The sequence below is a fragment of the Erwinia endophytica genome (genome assembly GCF_009295515.1).
GTDB classification, from domain to species: Bacteria; Pseudomonadota; Gammaproteobacteria; order Enterobacterales; family Enterobacteriaceae; genus Erwinia; species Erwinia endophytica.
In genome coordinates, this window is record NZ_RQVV01000053.1 from 165,494 (window position 1) to 184,286 (window position 18,793).

13 protein-coding genes are annotated in these 18,793 nt (G+C 56.2%); 10 read left to right on the plus strand and 3 right to left on the minus strand.

The annotated features are described in order from the left end of the window. Positions 1-275: 275 nt before the first annotated feature. From EH228_RS15460 to yncE, 9 genes are all read left to right on the plus strand, one after another. Positions 276-497, plus strand: coding sequence for an MbtH family protein (locus tag EH228_RS15460; RefSeq protein ID WP_152322511.1), 222 nt, complete (start codon positions 276-278; stop codon positions 495-497). After that, positions 497-4,435: an enterobactin synthase subunit F gene (locus EH228_RS15465; protein WP_152322512.1), complete on the plus strand. Its 3,939-nt coding sequence runs from the start codon at positions 497-499 to the stop codon at positions 4,433-4,435. Before EH228_RS15460 ends, EH228_RS15465 begins: the two co-directional genes overlap by 1 nt. Continuing rightward, positions 4,432-5,691: an enterobactin transporter EntS gene (entS, locus tag EH228_RS15470; RefSeq protein ID WP_152322513.1), complete on the plus strand. Its 1,260-nt coding sequence runs from the start codon at positions 4,432-4,434 to the stop codon at positions 5,689-5,691. The genes EH228_RS15465 and entS overlap by 4 nt, the downstream gene beginning before the upstream one ends. An 85-nt stretch (positions 5,692-5,776) precedes the next feature. Beyond that, positions 5,777-6,958: an isochorismate synthase gene (locus tag EH228_RS15475; RefSeq protein WP_152322514.1), complete on the plus strand. Its 1,182-nt coding sequence runs from the start codon at positions 5,777-5,779 to the stop codon at positions 6,956-6,958. An 11-nt stretch (positions 6,959-6,969) separates the two neighbouring features. Beyond that, complete coding sequence (locus EH228_RS15480; protein WP_152322515.1) at positions 6,970-8,586, plus strand: (2,3-dihydroxybenzoyl)adenylate synthase; 1,617 nt, start codon at positions 6,970-6,972, stop codon at positions 8,584-8,586. Between the two features lie 14 nt (positions 8,587-8,600). Next, the gene (locus EH228_RS15485) at positions 8,601-9,455 is read left to right on the plus strand and encodes an isochorismatase (protein ID WP_152322516.1); all 855 of its coding nucleotides are present in this window, start codon (positions 8,601-8,603) and stop codon (positions 9,453-9,455) included. Further along, a complete protein-coding gene (gene dhbA, locus EH228_RS15490) occupies positions 9,452-10,210 on the plus strand; it encodes a 2,3-dihydro-2,3-dihydroxybenzoate dehydrogenase (protein ID WP_152322517.1) in 759 nt (252 codons plus the stop codon). Before EH228_RS15485 ends, dhbA begins: the two co-directional genes overlap by 4 nt. A 12-nt stretch (positions 10,211-10,222) precedes the next feature. Then, a complete protein-coding gene (locus tag EH228_RS15495; protein WP_152322518.1) occupies positions 10,223-10,633 on the plus strand; it encodes a hotdog fold thioesterase in 411 nt (136 codons plus the stop codon). Between the two features lie 132 nt (positions 10,634-10,765). Further along, positions 10,766-11,830 carry a 7-bladed beta-propeller protein YncE gene (gene yncE, locus EH228_RS15500; RefSeq protein WP_152322519.1) on the plus strand — a complete coding sequence of 355 codons (1,065 nt, stop codon included), beginning with the start codon at positions 10,766-10,768 and terminating at the stop codon, positions 11,828-11,830. A 177-nt stretch (positions 11,831-12,007) separates the two neighbouring features. Here yncE and EH228_RS15505 read toward each other — a convergent pair whose 3' ends face one another. Genes EH228_RS15505 through EH228_RS15515 form a run of 3 tightly spaced genes read right to left on the minus strand, consistent with a single transcriptional unit; the run spans position 12,008 to position 16,559 of the window. Next, complete coding sequence (locus tag EH228_RS15505; protein ID WP_152322520.1) at positions 12,008-13,498, minus strand: aldehyde dehydrogenase; 1,491 nt, start codon at positions 13,496-13,498, stop codon at positions 12,008-12,010. Next, a complete protein-coding gene (locus EH228_RS15510) occupies positions 13,491-15,143 on the minus strand; it encodes a GMC family oxidoreductase (protein WP_152322521.1) in 1,653 nt (550 codons plus the stop codon). The genes EH228_RS15505 and EH228_RS15510 overlap by 8 nt, the downstream gene beginning before the upstream one ends. Positions 15,144-15,164: 21 nt before the next feature. Further along, positions 15,165-16,559: a purine-cytosine permease family protein gene (locus EH228_RS15515; RefSeq protein WP_193323360.1), complete on the minus strand. Its 1,395-nt coding sequence runs from the start codon at positions 16,557-16,559 to the stop codon at positions 15,165-15,167. Positions 16,560-17,349: 790 nt separating this feature from the next. Between EH228_RS15515 and EH228_RS15520 the strand changes: the two genes are divergently transcribed. Further along, the gene (locus tag EH228_RS15520) at positions 17,350-18,780 is read left to right on the plus strand and encodes an amidase (RefSeq protein ID WP_204902671.1); all 1,431 of its coding nucleotides are present in this window, start codon (positions 17,350-17,352) and stop codon (positions 18,778-18,780) included. Positions 18,781-18,793 lie beyond the last annotated feature (13 nt).

Genomic DNA, 18,793 nt, shown 5'->3' on the forward strand with positions numbered 1-18,793 from the left:
TTATTAGGAAAGTAAGGTTATTGGTATGACTGGTGGTGGCGATCGGATAGCCCACACGGCGTGGCAACAACAGGTTTTTAGTGGGCAGCCCACAGGGATAAGAGCAGGGCTGCCGATACCGTCACGTTCTGCAGGCAGGTTTCTCTTCTGCAAAAAATATCCCTCTTTCTTTTGTGCCGCCAGTTTGACGGCGGTTGTGCTCTGCTGGCAGGGGAGCCTGATGGCCAGACCTGACGGCGTTGCAGCAGGACAATGAGTCATAAATGGAGCCTGACATGGAATACAGTAATCCTTTCGATTGCCCTCAGGGACAGTTCCTGATCCTACAAAACCCGCAACAGCAATACAGTCTGTGGCCACAGCATTGCGCATTGCCAGAGGGATGGCGGATTATTTCTGGCCCTCATGAACAGCAGCAGTGCCACGACTGGCTGAATCAGCACTGGCAACAACTGATTCCGGCTTCTTTTGCCGCACCTTGCGCAGAGGAAAAATGATGAGCGAATCGTTGATGCGGAAAAAAGAGAGGGTCATGCCATTGGTGGCCGCTCAGCCAGGGATCTGGATGGCGGAACAGCTGTCAACGGCAGTAAACGCATGGAGCGTGGCGCACTATGTTGAGTTAAACGGTTGCCTGGATGAAGCGCTACTGGTCCAGGCGGTGCTGAACGGTATGGCGGAGGTGGATACCCTGCGCCTGCGTTTTTCAGAGGAGGAGGGTGTACCGGTGCAATGGGTCGATACCTCGGCCTGCTTTACGCCGCCGCAGTTTGTTGATTTACGCCAGCACCAGGCGCCGACGCAGGCTGCGCTGGCTCTGATGCAGCAGGACCTGGAGCAGGATAACCGGATCGCCAGCGGTCGCCCGCTGTATCACCACATCATTTTTCGCCTGTCGGAGCGCCGCTGGTTCTGGTATCAGCGTTTCCATCATCTGGTGGTGGACGGTTTTAGTTTTACCGCTATCACCCGGCGGATTGCGGAAATATATACCGCGTTGTGTCGTCAGCAGCAGCCCGCACCCACACCGTTCACCGAGTTTAGTGAGGTGGTGGATGAGTATATCCGCTATCACGATTCGGCGAACTGGCAGCGGGACGCGGCATTCTGGCAGCAGCAGGCGCGGCAGTTGCCAATGCCAGCCAGCCTTTCGCTGTTGCCGTTGAGTGGCCAGGGTACCACCACGCAATTGATCCGTCAGACTCTGACTTTTGACCACCCGCACTTCCGTCAGTTGCTGGATAACCACGCGGCACAAGACAATCTCACGCCCGCGGATATGGCGTTAGCGCTGGTGGCGTTATGGCTGGGGCGTCTGTGTGGCCGTAATGAATACAGCGCCGGATTTATTTTTATGCGGCGTCTGGGGTCGGTCGCGATCAGCGCAGGAGGGGCGGTACTGAATGTACTGCCAGTGGGGGTGAAGATCGAGGCGGAGAAGACTTTACCGCAACTGGCTTGCGCACTGGCGCAGCAACTGAAAAAAGTCCGTCGCCACCAACGTTACGATGCTGAGCAAATCCAGCGTGATATAGGGCAACTGAACGAGCCGCTGTTTGGTCCGGTGCTTAACCTGAAGATGTTTGACTACCGGCTCGATTTTAACGGTATCGCAGGCATTACCCACCAACTGGCATCCGGGCCGGTGCGGGATCTGGAGATAGCGCTGTACATCGATGAACAGGGCAATGCCGCGCTGGAGATTCTGGCCAATGCCAGTCGTTATCAGGCCGATACGCTGAGAAAACATCTGGACCGTTTGCCGTTATTGCTGGCGCAGTTTGCTGCCCAACCGGCATTGCGTTGCGGTCAGGTACACCTGTTACACCCACAGGAAATAGCGCTCTTACAACAGGTTAACGACACGGCAGTGAGTTTGCCGCAGGAGACGCTCAGCAGTTTGATTGCTCGTCAGGCGGCCAGCACGCCGGATGCCCCCGCGCTGGCCGATGAGCATGTTCAGCTCAGCTATCAGCAAATGCGCCAGCAGGTACAGGCACTGGCGGCAGAATTGGCGGAGCAGGGCGTGCAGGCGGGGGATGTGGTGGCGGTGGCGCTACCTCGATCCGTTTTCCTGTCGCTGTCGCTACAGGCAATCATTGAATTGGGCGCCGCCTGGTTACCGCTGGATACGGGTTATCCCGACGATCGGCTGATAATGATGCTGGAGGATGCCCGTCCGCGTCTGCTGATTACCACTCAGACGGCGCGTTTTGCGCAGGTAAAAGGCCTGAACTGTTTTGACTATCACGCCCTGTTGCCCGCGACGGCAACGGTCAGTCGCGCTTCCCGACCTGAGCATACGGCTTATGTTATTTATACCTCAGGCTCAACCGGCAGACCGAAAGGGGTGATGGTTGGGCAGCGCGCGATAGTTAACCGGCTGCTGTGGATGCAGCAACACTATCAACTGACCGGGGATGATGTGGTGCTGCAAAAAACACCTTGCAGTTTTGACGTCTCGGTCTGGGAGTTTTTCTGGCCGTTGATCGTCGGCGCTCAACTGGTGATGGCGCCTCCTGAAGCGCACCGCGATCCACAGGTTTTGTTGCAGTTGTTTAAACATTACAACGTCACTACCACTCACTTCGTCCCGTCGATGCTGGCCGCTTTTGTGGCAGCATTGCATGATGATGAGGCGATTGCGCACTGCGCCTCGTTAAAACGGGTGTATTGCAGTGGTGAGGCGTTGCCCACTGAGTTGTGCCATGTCTGGCAAAACAAAACCGCTGTGCCGCTGCACAATTTATATGGTCCGACCGAAGCCGCGGTGGATGTCAGCTGGTATCCGGCCTTTGGCGAATCGCTGCAACAGGTGACGGGGGCCAGCGTACCGATCGGTTACCCGGTATGGAACACGGGTCTGCGTATTCTGGATGGCAATATGCAGCCCGTGCCGCCAGGCATCGCTGGCGATCTCTATCTGACTGGCATACAACTGGCGCAGGGCTATCTGGCGCGAGCCGATTTGACTGCCAGCCGCTTTATCGCCGATCCACAAAACGCAGGCGAACGCATGTACCGTACCGGGGACGTGGCTCGCTGGCTGCCCGATGGCGCCGTGGAATACCTGGGCCGTAGCGACGATCAACTGAAGATCCGCGGTCAGCGTATCGAACTGGGCGAAATCGATCAGGCGATGCTGGCGCTGGAAGGGGTGGCGCAGGCGGTGACCTGTGCCTGCGTGTTGCGTAAAGACAGCGCAGGAGGTGGGGATCAGCGTCAACTGGTGGGCTATGTCGTTGCCAGCCACGGCCAGCCGCTGGATGCGCTTCGCCTGCGTGAAATCCTCAGTGAGCGACTGCCCGCGCATATGGTCCCGGTGACGCTGGTGCAGATCGCGGCATTTCCTTTAAGCGCTAACGGTAAGCTGGATCGTAAAGCGCTGCCGCAACCTGAACTGGCCTCCACTGCGGCAGGACGCCCTCCGCAGACGGAACTGGAGATCACTATTGCCGGGGCGTTTGCCCGCGTACTGGATTGTGAGATCCACTCGGTCAATGATGACTTTTTCGCCCTTGGTGGTCATTCCTTGCTGGCGATGCGTCTGGCGGTCGATCTGCGTCGTCGCCTTGCCAGACCGGTGACGGTCGGACAGGTGATGGTTGCCTCCAGTGTGCTGGCGCTGGCAGAACAGCTCGCGCTGCAACAAAGCGAAGAGGAAGCCTGCCGTGCCGGTATGGACGCCATTCTGCCGCTACGCCGTGGTAACGGTCCGACCCTGTTTTGCTTCCATCCCGCCTCGGGCTTTGCCTGGCAGTTCAGTATTCTGCAGCGTTATCTTCATGCGCGCTGGTCGCTGACCGGGATCCAGTCGCCGCGGCCTGGCGGCCCATTGCAGCAGGCCACCAGCCTGGATGAAATGTGTGACAGTCATTTGCGAATCTTGCGGCAACAGCAGCCTCATGGCCCTTACTACTTGTTGGGTTACTCCCTTGGCGGCACCCTGGCGCATGCCATCGCGGCACGCCTGGAGGCGGCAGGAGAAGAGGTGGCGTTCCTTGGATTGCTGGATACCTGGCCACCGGAAACACAATACTGGGCGCAACAGCAGCAGGGGCTGGTGCTGGATGAAGAAGTGTTACAGGAGATCAACCGTGAGCGAGAAGCCTTTATCGGCGCCCAGCAGGAACTGCGTCAGTCGCTGGAAGCCGATCAGAGCGGCGAATTGTTTACCGCTATTGAGGGCAATTACGCTGATGCGGTCAGGTTGCTGGCGACCGCCAAAAGCAGACGCTTCAATGGTGAAGCGGTTCTGTTTGTGGCGAAACGCACGCTGAAACCGTATCAGCAGGCTGAAAGTGCCTGGGCGGACTGGATGGGTAAATTGCAGACGTCGTTTGTTGATTGTTCGCATGTCGATATTATTTCGGCAGCGGCCTTTGAGTTGATTGGCCCACGTCTTAATGATCTGTTGCAGCAGGCCGAAAAATGAAAAAACACTCTTTTTTTCTTAATCTCAGTCTGCTGAAGACCAACCCGGCGTTTCGGGCGGTATTTCTGGCCCGTTTTATCTCAATTCTGGCGTTGGGCCTGCTGGCGGTTGCCATACCGGTACAGATCCAACAACTGACCGGCTCATCGCTGCAGGTCAGCCTTGGCGTTACCCTGACTGGGTTGGCGATGTTTACCGGCTTGATGATGGGCGGGGTATTGGCTGATCGCTATGAACGGCGGAAACTGATCCTGTTTGCCCGAACCACCTGTGGGCTGGGTTTTATTGGCCTGAGCCTGAATGCTGCGTTGCCTTCCCCCTCACTGTTGATGATTTACCTCCTTGGACTGTGGGACGGTTTTTTTGGGGCGATAGGCGTGACGGCGCTGCTGGCGGCCACACCGGCGCTGGTCGGCAGAGATAACCTGATGCAGGCGGGGGCCATCACCATGCTGACGGTGCGGTTGGGGTCGGTGATATCGCCGATGCTCGGCGGACTGCTGCTGGCTTCCGGTGGGGTTTTCTGGAACTACTGCCTGGCCGCGGCCGGAACCTTTATCACCCTGTTACCGTTGCTGCGTTTGCCCCCCCTGGCGCCGCCAGCCGATCACCAGGCGAAGCCGCTGATGGCGTTGATTGAAGGGGGACGTTATCTGGTCAGTCATCCGTTACTGGGGGGGATCGCCTTGACTGGCGCGTTGCTCACTATGGCCTCTGCGGTACGGGTGCTCTACCCGGCGCTGGCCCTCCACTGGCAGATGAGTGCCGGGCAGATTGGTCTGTTGTATGCCGCAGTTCCGCTTGGCGCTGCCGCTGGCGCGCTGACCAGCGGCAATCTGGCCCGGCATTCCCGTCCTGGCATGGTGTTGCTGTTAAGTGCAATCGCGGCGTTGGCGATGCTGGCTATTTTTAGCCTGATGCCTTACTGGTTGCCGGGGGCGCTTTGTCTGATTCTGTTTGGCTACCTCAGCGGGCTGAGCGCGTTGTTGCAATACACGCTGATCCAGACGCAAACACCCGACGTGATGCTGGGACGTATTAACGGTTTATGGACCGCACAGAACGTATTGGGCGATTCACTGGGCGCGCTGTTACTGGGGATGTTGACCGCGGTAATGACTCCGGTGCTTGCCGCCAGCAGCGGTGGGACAGGACTGGCTGTTATCAGCGTTGCGCTGACCTTATTGCTGGGGGCGCTGCGCCGTTATCGACAGCCCGCGCCCACGCCAGTGACGGAAACTATCACCGATAAATAAATACAGGATGGCTTTTAGCGAAAGAAAGTGGTGATGGCATAAGTGGTAATCATTATCAGTTAATCTTTTATGGCGGGAGGCCATTATGAATAAACTCTGTGCGGATGACGCGGCGCGTTCACCGGATTTCCTGTCAGATGACAGCTTTTTCTTTACATCGCCCTGGAAGAGTATTGTCACGCAGGGATGCTTTACCACCCTGGATACCCCCGCGTGGCAAGGCCATGACTTGCAGAGTGAGTTGCAGAAAAAGGTCCGCAGCGCGTTTGTCGAGGCGAGAGAAAGCGGCATTGATAAGCCGCTGTTGGTGGGGGCGATCCCCTTCGATACACGCCAGCCTTCGGCGTTATTTATTCCACAGCGCTGTAAGTATTTTTCGCGCCAGCAGCGGGTAACGATGGCGGAGCAGGCGATGGCTGGCCCGTTACCAGTCATCACCGGGCGTCAGGTTATTCCAGAAAAAGACGCGTTTATGGCGATGGTTGCGCAGGCAGCGGAAGCGACGGCACAGCCTGAACTGGACAAAGTGGTTTTGTCCCGGCTGTTCGATATTACCACCTCGACCCCGGTAAAAGCCTACGCGATGATGGATCGGCTGATGGCGCTGAACCCAACCAGTTACCACTTTCATGTTCCTCTCGCGGATGGCGGTACGTTACTGGGTGCCAGCCCGGAGTTGTTATTGCGTAAAACCGGTAACCATTTTTCCTCTTTGCCACTGGCTGGATCGGCGCGACGCGATGACAGCAGCGATGATGCTGACCGTGCAGTGGGTGAACGACTGATGTATTCGCAAAAAGATCGCTACGAGCACCGTCTGGTCACTGAGGCGATGCAGGCGGTACTCCAGTCCCGGAGTCATTCTCTCATGGTGCCGGAAAAACCGGATTTGATCACGACGTCAGCTCTCTGGCACCTGGCGACGCCCATTGAAGGCGAGGTCAGTTCTTCCACGGAAAACGCCTTATCGCTGGCCTGCCTGTTGCATCCCACCCCCGCGCTGAGCGGTTATCCACATGAACTGGCCCGGCAATGGATTGAGCGGCTGGAACCGTTCGATCGTCAGTTGTTCGGCGGCATTGTCGGCTGGTGTGACGAGCAGGGGGACGGTGAATGGGTGGTGACTATTCGTTGCGCCACCCTGGCGGGGAACCGTATCCGGCTGTTTGCCGGGGCGGGTATTGTCCCGGCGTCATCCCCCGAAGCGGAATGGCATGAAACCGGCGTCAAGCTTAGCACCATGATGAAAGTATTTGGTCTGCAATAAGGATATCACTGATGACAATTTCCTATACCCGCTGGCCGGCGTCGCTGGCTGCGCGTTACCGCGAACGGGGCTACTGGCTGGATTTACCGCTGACGGACATTCTCAGCCGCCATGCGGCAAGCCAGCATATTGCGTTGATCGACGGCGATCGGCCGTTCAGCTATCAGCATCTTGAGCAGTCTGCACACCAGTTAGCCGCCGCGTTACAGCGACGCGGCCTGCGCTGTGGCGATACCGCACTGGTCCAGCTGGGCAACATCGCGGAATTCTACATGGTGTTTTTTGCATTGTTGAAAATCGGTGTGGCGCCGGTTAACGCGCTATTCAGTCATCAACGCCAGGAACTGGACGCCTATGCCAGCCAGATTGAACCGGCATTGCTGATTGCCGACCGCCAGCACGGCCTTTTTGCTAACGACGACTATCTGCAACAGTTACGCCAGTGTTGTCCCTCGCTGCGTGACGTGGTGATGCATAACGCCCATACCGGGGATATCTCGCTGGCTGAGCTGCTGGGCACGGGGGCCGACGACTTTGTCGCGACGCCTTCCGCTGCGGATGAAGTGGCATTTTTCCAACTCTCGGGCGGCAGCACCGGTACGCCGAAGCTGATCCCACGCACCCATAATGATTATTACTACAGCATCCGTCGTAGCGTGGAAGTGTGTGGTTTTGACCGCTCCACACGTTTTCTCTGTGCGCTGCCGGCGGCCCATAACTATCCGCTCAGTTCGCCGGGGGCCTGCGGGACATTCTATGGCGGCGGTTGTGTGGTACTGGCGGGCGATCCCAGCGCCAGTAGCTGTTTCCCACTGATAGAAAAGCATCAGATAACGGTGACCGCACTGGTACCGCCCGCAGTCAGTCTGTGGTTACAGGCGGTGCAGGAGTGGGGCTGTCATGCCGCACTGGCCTCGTTACGTTTATTGCAGGTGGGAGGCGCCCGCCTGAGTGAAGCGTTGGCCGCACGTATTCCGGCGGAGCTCGGTTGCCGGTTACAGCAGGTGTTCGGCATGGCGGAAGGCCTGGTCAACTATACCCAACTGGACGATGACGACTGGCATACCTTTTGTACCCAGGGAAAGCCAATGAGTCCGGATGATGAAGTCTGGGTGGCCGATGAACACGGTCAGCCGCTGCCCATTGGTGAAACAGGGCGGCTGATGACCCGGGGGCCGTACACCTTTCGCGGTTATTACCGCAGCCCGGAACACAACGCCAAATCCTTTGATGCTGACGGATTCTATTGTTCCGGCGATCTGATTTCCATTACTGCGGATGGTTACATTTGTGTCCAGGGCAGGGAGAAAGATCAGATCAATCGGGGTGGCGAGAAAATCGCGGCGGAAGAGATTGAGAACCTGCTGTTGCGCCATGACGCGATCCTACAGGTGGCGCTGGTGTCCATGGAAGACCACCTGTTGGGCGAGAAAAGTTGTGCGTTTATCGTCGGACTGCGTCCGTTGCGCGCAGTGGAAATTCGCCGTTATTTGCGGGCGCTCGGGGTAGCGGAATTCAAGCTGCCTGATCGGATTGAAACCGTTGATAACCTGCCGCTCACGCCGGTTGGCAAAGTGGATAAAAAGCGCCTGCGCGAACAGCTTGCTGCACGCCAGTTAACACAATGATTAATGGAGAGAGTATGTCTATTCCATCCCTGAAAGGATACGCCCTGCCTGCGGGCAATGAGTTACCGGAAAACAAAGTCAACTGGACGTTTGAGCCTGCGCGTGGCGCGCTGTTGATCCATGATATGCAGAATTATTTCATTAATTTCTGGGGCGAAAACTGTCCGATGATCGCGCAGGTCATCCGCAATATTGCGGCGTTACGAGACTATTGTCATCAGCAGGCTATCCCGGTTTATTACACCGCTCAGCCAAACCAGCAGAGCGACAAAGACCGTGCGCTGCTGAACGATATGTGGGGGCCGGGCCTGAACAAACATCCGGAACAGCAGAAGATTGTGGCTGCGCTTGCGCCGCAGGCGCAGGATGAGGTGTTGGTTAAATGGCGTTACAGCGCTTTTCATCGCTCGCCGCTGGAACAACATCTGAAAGAGAATGGGCGCGATCAACTGATAATCTGTGGTGTTTACGCCCATATTGGCTGTCTGACCACCGCTATCGACGCCTTCATGCGGGATATTCAGCCCTTTATGGTGGCGGATGCACTGGCGGATTTCAGCCGCGACGAGCACCTGATGGCGTTGAAATACACCGCCGGTCGGGCCGGGAAAGTGGTGACGACAGAAGAACTGCTCCCGATACCGCAGAGCAAAGAACAATTGCGGGCGTTGATCCTGCCGTTGCTGGATGATGGCGAGGTGCCGTCAGAGAGTGAAAACCTGATCGACTATGGTCTGGACTCCGTGCGGATCATGGCGCTGGCGGCCCGCTGGCGTAATGTTTATCACGACATCGATTTTGTGATGTTAGCGAAGGAACCCACGCTGGCGGCATGGTGGGCACTGCTTGCCAGGGAGCGCAAGGCATGAGTCTACAATATGACTTCAGGGGGAAAAATGTCTGGGTCACCGGCGCGGCGAAAGGCATCGGCTACAGCACGGCGCTGGCTTTTCACCGGGCTGGCGCAGGGGTGGTGGGGCTGGACCGGGCCTTTGACGCCACCGATATTCCCTTTCGGATCCAGCAACTGGATGTCGCGGACGCCGGACAGGTAAAAACCGTCTGTCAGCAGTTGCTGCAAGAAACGCCGCGGCTGGACATCCTGATCAACAGCGCCGGGATCCTGCGGATGGGGGCCACCGACCAACTGGACGTGGCCGACTGGCAGGCAGTGATGGCGGTCAATGCCGGCGGCGCTTTTAATCTGTTTCAGCAGACCATGCCGGTATTTCGTCAGCAGCGCAGCGGGGCGATTGTCACGGTCGCCTCCGATGCGGCGCATTGCCCGCGTCTGGGCATGTCGGCTTATGGCGCGTCAAAAGCCGCGTTACGCAGCCTGAGCCTGACGGTCGGTCTGGAACTGGCACCCTATGGTGTCCGTTGTAATCTGGTTTCTCCGGGTTCCACTGATACCGATATGCAGCGCAGCCTGTGGGGTTCTCCAGAGGCCGAACAACAGCGTATTCGTGGTTTTGCCGGGCAGTACAAACTGGGCATCCCGTTGGGAAAAATTGCCCGTCCCGGGGAAATAGCCAACACCATTCTGTTCCTCGCCTCCCCACAGGCCAGCCATATCACGCTACAGGATATCGTGGTCGACGGCGGTTCGACGCTTGGCGCTTAACGGAGGTAACGGATGATCTGGAAACGGCCGTTAAGTCTGGAAGATCTGAATCATATGGTGGCGGGCTCGATGATCAGCCAGTTGGGAATGGTCTTCACCCATCTGGACGACAGGCAGTTGGAAGCCACCATGCCGGTTGATGAGCGTACCCGTCAGCCGTTTGGTTTGTTACATGGCGGGGCATCGGCGGCGCTGGCTGAAACGCTGGGATCGATGGCCGGTTACCTTGCCAGCGAAGAAGGGCAGTGTGTGGTGGGTACCGAGATCAGCGCCAGCCATCACCGGGCCGTCACCCGTGGAGAGGTCAGAGGCGTGTGCTGCCCGCTGCATCTGGGCAGGAGTCAGCAGGTCTGGGAAATCGTTATCTTTGATCGCGATAAACGATGCTGCACCGCCCGACTGACCACCGCGCTGCTGGGATGAACGCACTTAGCCGTCATTCTTCAGATGGCGGTTGCGTATCCGGCGTGCTGAAGGATGATCAAGTCTATCACCATCAGGTGTTTTGCCTGCGGCAGAATGCCATTACCGCAACGAATATTACAGGGAGAAAGTATGAATTTTATTGGAAATTGGGCACGCAACAAAGGATGTTTCTCATTGCTGGCACTGACGTTGTTCGCCAGCGTATTGCCGGCATACAGTGAAACGCCAGTCGGGCTGCTGCGTCAACCAGCGGCAAATGGCGCTTATGAGATGGCTTACAGTGCATCGGAAAACGCGTTGTATCTTGCGACAGCACAGAGTCTTCAGTTGGATAAGGGCGGTGTTGTTTACCGTCTTGATCCGCAAACCCTGGCGGTGACACAGGCTATTCATCATCAGTTCAAATCATTTGGCGCGGCAGTCAACAATAAGACCAACCGGTTATATGTTGGCAATACACTGAACGCCGCAGTGACCGCGATTGATGTCAAAACCGGCGAGGTGCAGGGCAGTCTGGTGCTGGATACACGTCCGCGTACTGCAACCTCCAGGCCGCTGGCCCCGCGTGAGCTGGTGGTGGATGAAAGCAGCGATACGCTATATGTGACCGGTGTTGGCAAAGAGAGCCGGGTCTGGGCCGTAGATGGCGCCACATTAACGTTGCGTCACACCTTTGACGGTATGGGGAAATATGCAGTCGGCCTGGCGTTGGATGCCCCCGCGCATCGTTTGTATGTCACCAATGGCGACAATGAATTTATCACCATCGATACCGCCAGTAACCAGGTGCTGACCCGTACCAAACTGGCGGAAGATCAGGCGCACTTTTTCCTGAATATCGCGCTGGATCCTGCCACGCATCGTGCCTTTATCACTGACACGAAAACAGCACAGTTACTGGTGGTGGATAGCCGCAATGGTACGGTGGCGCAGAAAATTAATCTGCCGACATCGCTGGCGGTGCTGTTCAATGCCCGGCGCAACGAAGTGTATGTTACGCACCGCGACACGGGAGAAGTCAGTATCATCGATGCGAAAACCTACCAGGTGCTGAGAACGATTAAAGCGCCGGTACACCCTAACAGTCTGGCGTTGTCGTCAGACGGTCAGACGCTGTATATCAGTGTGAAACAGCCGTTTACCCGCACTCAGGAGGCCAGCGCGCCGGATGAGGTTATGCGTGTGGCTTTGTAACGTCAAATGGAGAGGGACTACCGCATGTTGGCCATTTTGACTGTCAGGTTTCATCGATAAAAAAGCCGCATCGACCTGCTGAGCGGCTTAATACGGCAACACTTTTGCACTCCACTGGCATCGTCACGCTCGTTTAAACGGGCACGACGACCGCCAGTGGATCTGACTACAACGGGGTTATCTGAACTGGAACCAGGTGGTTTTCAGTTGGGTAAATTTATCAAAAGCATGCAGCGACAGGTCACGGCCGAATCCCGACTGCTTATTGCCGCCAAAGGGGACGCTGACATCCAGGGCATCAACGGTATTGACTGAGACGGTACCGGCATTGAGCCGCGCGGCCACACGGTGAGCACGGTTAAGATCGTCACTCCAGACCGAGGCGGCTAAGGCGTAAATATGCTGGTTGGCCAGCTCAATAGCCTGATCCTCATCGGTAAACATACTGATCGCCAGTACCGGGCCAAAAATCTCCTCTTGCCACACGGACATTGCTGGGGTAACGGCTCCGAGCAGGGTGGGTTGCAGATAATTGTCAACGCCGTCGATCTGCTGGCTCTTACCGCCGGTCAGTAATGTCGCGCCCTGTTCCTGAGCGCGGGCAATATAGTCGAGCACCTTATTTTTATGCGCGCTGCTGACCATGGCGCCCATCCGTGTCTGCGAGTCAAACGGATGCCCTGGCGCCCAGGCAGCCACTTTTTCCGTGAGCATGGCAATAAACTGACTATAAACCGCTTTCTCTACCAGCAGGCGTGAATTGGCCGAACAGACTTCACCCTGGTTAAAACAAATGCCAAAGGCGGCTTTTTCGGCGGCGAGCGCGAGATCCTGGCAGTCAGCGAAGATAATATTGGCGCTTTTTCCACCGCATTCCAGCCAGACCTGTTTCAAATTAGACTGGGCGGAATAGTGCATGAACGCTTTGCCCACCGTGGTTGAACCGGTGAAGGTAATGACATCGACATCATGATGTAGACCCAGCGCGCTGCCGGTTTCGGTTCCCAGCCCGGTGACCACGTTCAACACACCGTCAGGTATGCCGGCTTCGCTCGCCAGTTCAGCCAGGCGCAGGGCGGTAAACGGTGAATGCTCAGAAGGTTTCAGGATAACGCTGTTACCTGCCGCCAGCGCAGGGCCCAGCTTCCACGAGGCAATATCCAGCGGGAAATTCCATGGGACGATTGCCGCGACCACACCAACCGGTTCACGGGTGATGGTTGCCAGCGAACCGGGTGGCGTCGGGGCAACCTCGTCATACAGCTTATCGATGCTTTCGGCATACCAGGCAAAGACATTCGCCGCACCCGGCACGTCAATATTCAGCGCATCCTGCACCGGTTTTCCCATGCTGACGCTTTCCAGCAGCGCCAGTTCTTCACGATGTTGCAGAATGAGTTGCGACAGTCGTTGCAGGACCGTTTTACGCTGCTGGGCACTGGCTGCAGACCAGACCCCGGATGAAAAGACGTTACGTGCGGCCTGCACCGCAACATCGACATCCTCCGCCTGACACGCGGTGACCTGTGCCAGTACCGCATTGCTCGCCGGGTTGACAACCTCAAACACCTTGCCGCTGCGAGCGGTATAGGGTTTGCCGTTAATGACGGCATGGTTGATAAAACGTTGATCTTTTAGTTTGTTTTCCCAGTACGGTTTATCAAACACTGGTGCTCTCCTGATGGCGATGAGGTTGCAGGTCAGTACAGTCATTCAGCAGCATATGGGCGGCACGTTCGCCGATCATAATGGCGGGCGCATTGGTATTGCCGCTGATCAGATACGGCATGATCGAGGCATCTGCCACCCGCAGATTTTGCATGCCATGGACTTTTAAAGTGGATGGATCGACCACGCTTAAGGGGTCATGGCCCATTTTGCAGGTGCCGACCGGGTGAAATACCGTGGCACAGTATTCACGGATGTGTTGCTGCAACTGCTGATCAGTCTGGATATGTTCGCCAGGCAGCATCTCTTTGCCGCGATACGGCGCAAAGTCATCCTGGGCCAGAATACGTCGGGCGTATTTAATACCTTCGGCCAGGACCTCTGCGTCGCGGGGATCGGAGAGAAAATTAAAATCAATCACCACTTCACCGTCGCGATTAAGCGTCAACTCGCCTTTCGATTTTGGCCGTAACACACAGACGTGAATAGCATAACCATGCCCCCATTCGAACAATCGTCCGCGGTGGCTGCGATAACCAGGAACGAAATGAAACTGGATATCCGGTTCTGTCGGGCTGAGCGGGGTACAGGCAAAGCCACCTGCTTCAACATAATTGGTGGTGAGCCAGCCTTTTTTGGCGAAAAGGTATTTCACTGGCGCGCTCAAAATCGGCTTCCAGGCTTTGATCGAAAAGCCGAGCGTCAGTGGGCTTTTTGAACGTATCGTTACCAGACCGTCGAGATGATCCTGCAAGTTTTTTCCCACGCCTGGCAAATCCAGCACGGCCTGGACGCCGACATGATTCAGCTCGTCACGTGGTCCAATACCGGACTTCAACAGGATATGCGGCGAACCGATCGCCCCCGCACAGAGAATGACTTCCTTATTCACCCGTAGAGAGAGGAGGTGTTCGCTGCCTGCCATGCGGACCTGCACGCCCTGCACCCGATTGCCATCAATAATCAACTGCTGAACTTCGCAGTCGGTGATGACGTGAAGATTGCTTCTGTGCAGATGCGGATGCAGGAACGCGCGATAACTGGATAACCGTTTACCGTCCTTCTGGGTGACGTTATAAATGCCTACCCCTTTAATATTGCCCCCGTGATTAAAGTCATGATTCACCGGCAGACCCAGACGGTGACCCGCATTAACGAAGACCGGGGACAGCGGATTGGGATCTCGGGGCGTCGTCACCTCCAGCTCGCCCCGATAACCGTGAAAGGCTGTGTCCTGTTGCAGTTGGTTATGCTCAGAGCGTTTAAACCACGGCAGAACGTCATCCCAGCCCCATCCTTCGCATCCCGCCTGGTCACGCCAGCGGTCGTAGTCTGAAGGCAGACCGCGGATATAGATCATGCTGTTCATCGATGACGATCCGCCCAGTGTCTTACCGCGCGGTACGTGCATCTGACGACCGCCCAGGTGCTTCTGCGGCGCGGAGTAAAAGTTCCAGCTAAATTTGGTGCTTTTATAAAGGGTTATGGTACCTGCCGGGGTCTGGATACGCGGCGTGGTGTCCCGGCTTCCCGCTTCGATCAGGCAGACCTTAAGATCGCTACGTTCTGACAGACGGGCGGCCAGTACCGAGCCGGAGGAGCCGCCGCCAATCACGATATAGTCGTATTGCGTCATTTCTTTCATGCTACGTCCCTTTTTTTATTTTCAAACAGAGGGTTGCGCGACAGACTGCGTGCGACTGATCAGGTAATAAATCGGTGATACCACCGCCAGCCCCACAATCCATGAGATATCGGCGCCGCCCAGTGCGGTAGCCGCAGGACCGGTATAGATGGCGGTGGACATAAACGGCACTTCTACCGCGATGCCGAGGAGATAGCAGAAAATGGCCCGCAGGTTGTAGTAGCCGTAAATGCCGCCATCGCGGCGAAAGAAAGACGCGACGTCGTAGCTGCCATGCGCCAACAGGTAGTAATCAACCAGGTTGATGGCGGTCCAGGGCACCAGCACATAAAGCAGCATCAGGATGAAGTTGGTGTAGTTGACCAGGAAGTTGTCCTGACCATAAATCGCTAATGCGATCTCAATCAGGATAGTCACGATGGCGGTGAAAATGCGGGCGCCTGAGAGCGGTGACCATTTGGGGAAAAATGTCTGACCCAGCGTCAAGGTACAGAGTACGCCGCAATAGAGATTCATCGCATTGGTCGCCGCGATACCCAGCGCAAACACCACAATGACCACGAAGGCCAGGCTTCCGGTCATGTGGACGATACCGGCGATGATATCGCCATCGACCACACAGATGGCGACAATAATGCCGAGGATCATCGGGAAGAAAGACCCCAGTACGCAGCCGAAGTAGCTATACCAGAACACGCTTTTTTCGCTGATGTCTTTCGGCATGTAGCGGGAATAATCGGAGACATAAGGGGCGTAAGCCAGTTGCCACAGTGCCGCAATTGAAATCGCGCCAAGGAAGCCGCCGATATTAAAACCATTGCGATTGATGAAATCCGCCGGCAGACCATGAATGAAGATAATCCAGCCGAAGGTTAACGCCAGCACAATGCCCGATATCCACGACATCACTCGGGTGTAGGCGTGGATCAGATTATAACCGAAGGCGGTGGCGATCAGGCTGAGCACCGCGGAAGCAATAATCCCGCTATTGGCGGAGATTGAACGATTGATCGCATGCAACGCCTGGCCACCCAATACCAGGTTTGAGGCCAGAAAACCGATGTACATGATGACCACCAGCGCCACGACCAGTACCGAACCGTACGAGCCAAACTGGCCTCGTGTCTGTACCATTTGTGGCACGCCAAGCTGTGGGCCCTGGGCTGAATGAAGCGCCATAAACAGCCCGCCAGCCAGGTTACCAATCAATACGGCAAGGGTGGCCCACAAAAAGGAAAGGTGGAACACACTCACGGCCAGGGCGCCAGTGATGACGGTCAATAGCATGATATTGGAGCCAAACCAGATCGTGAACAAGTCGCGAGGTTTACCGTGCCGTGCGGCGTGCGGAATTGGCTGAATAGTGCTGAGTTCGACGGAGGAAGCTGAAGCGATGCTGTTGGTATGATTTGTCATGATGTTGCTCTTAACTTTAGGTGACTGCAGGCTCTGCTCATGCCGTAACAATGGACTCACTGCTTGTGTTGAAAACCACAATGTGAGTAACGATGGCGTGTTACTGCTCTTTTATGGTGCAGGAGGGGACGGAGGACAGAAAGGAGGAAAAATATAGGTAAGCGCCATAAAAACTGTAATAACCCTGGACCTGAATGTCACGCACAAGAATAGGGCGACGACAGGATGTCAATGTGATTTCAAGGTGTTAAAAATGCCTAAGATACAATGTGCTGCAAATAAATGGATTTTATCGCACCAAAATAAAACAGAGTTGCACCCTATTCGTTCATTATTGCATAGCAATAATATGGTTATGTTGGTGGCTTAAATATAAAAATACGATGCAAAGGACCTGACCACAGACCCCTCATCTGCAGTGACATGCCGTAAAACATCCGGCTGGTTTCAATGCCGGGCTGAATTTTTCGCCGTTTTAGCGATATGATTTTGCTATCACGACGGACTTTCCTGGCTTAAGCGATGCCGATGATCGTGGTTGACAATTCTCCGCCTAAGTTAATGGCGCCATCGCGCCGGGTGAGGAAAAAGGGCGTTAAAGCAGACGAACATGCTGTGCCGTTTTTCTCTGCCCTGATGATGTTCTGCCACCGGTTATCACAAAAACCTATTACCGAACGATGATTAACCCCAAATATCCCACATAGACAACATTATTCGGTCTTGCGCCAGCCTCGTGTTGTTGCCAATATCATTGCCAGATGACCATGGGATGATGCCGGGTAAAATAATGAACAACGGTGAGCTGTTGGTATCAAAAATGCCTGATGTATTGCATGCAGCCCGTCAGATTCGTCAGGGCGAACTGACCAGTGTGGCGTTGGTGACGGCATGTTTACAGCGTATAAAAACCCACAACCCCACATTAAATGCGTTTGGGGATGTGTATGACATCGCCGCATTACAAGAAGCCGGGGACTGTGATCGCGAGCTGGCGCAGGGCCGTTTGCGCGGTCCGCTGCATGGTGTGCCGTTTGGTATCAAAGATCTGTTTTCAACCCAGGGGTTGCGTACTACCAAAGGATCGTTGACCTCTCTCGATTATGTACCGGAGAGTGACGCGCCGATCATTGCCCGTTTAAAAGCTGCAGGGGCGATTATCCTGGGCAAAACCGCCACCACCGAGTTTGGCTGGACGGGATCGAGTGTCTCGCGGGTATTCGGTCATGGCCGTAATCCCTGGAATCACGCCTTAACCAGTGGTGGTTCCAGCTCAGGCTCGGCTATCAGTGTTGCCGCGCGGATGGTGCCGGCGGCATTAGGTTCAGATGGCGGTGGCTCGGTACGGATCCCTGGCGCGTTTTGCGGCATTTTTGCCTTAAAAGGCTCACTGGGGCGCATTCCCACCTGGCCGTGGTCGGCGACCGAAATGCTCAGTCACGCCGGGCCGCTGACCCGTACCGTGCGTGACAGCGCTTTACTGTTTGACATCCTTTCCGGACCCGACGCCCGCGATCACCAGGCGCTGCCGGAAAAAGGCGAATCTTACCTGGCGCGTTGCGATGTGCCGCTGGGAAAGGTGCGGGTGCGCTTTAGTCCTACGCTGTTCAACACGCCGGTCGCCCCGGTCATTGCTTCGCTGGTGGCGCAGGCGGTGGCGAAGATAGCCGATGGGTTGCCGGTGGCGTTACAGGTGGGAAATCTGGACTGGCCAAACCCCTTCGATACCTTTAATACCTTATGGACAGGGGGGCGTGGTATTGCCTACGGCGCGGCGCTGGTCGATAAATCCGGGCAGTTGGATCCCGGCTTCGCCACCTTGATTTCCCGTGCTGCTGAGCTGGATTTGGCGGCTTATCTTCAGGCGCTCAAACAGCGTGCCGCGTTTGCCAGTCAGGTACATGCGCTATTTGATGAGGTTGATTTTTTGCTGACGCCAACCCTGCCGATCCTGCCTTTTGCGGCGGACAGGCATACGCCTGCCGGACAACCCGCAGGAAACAGTGGGGTGGAGTGGGCGCGCTGGACGCCGTTTACCTGGCCATTCAATCTCAGCGGCAATCCGGCCGCCACTGTGCCGTGCGGCTTTACCGCGGATGGTCTGCCGGTGGGATTACAAGTGATTGGTCGTCGTTATGCCGATGGCGAGGTGCTGCAATTTTGTGCCGCACTGGAAGCGCTGATGCCGTGGGATAATCGTCAACCCCCAGGCGTGGCGTAAGCGCAGGTATACT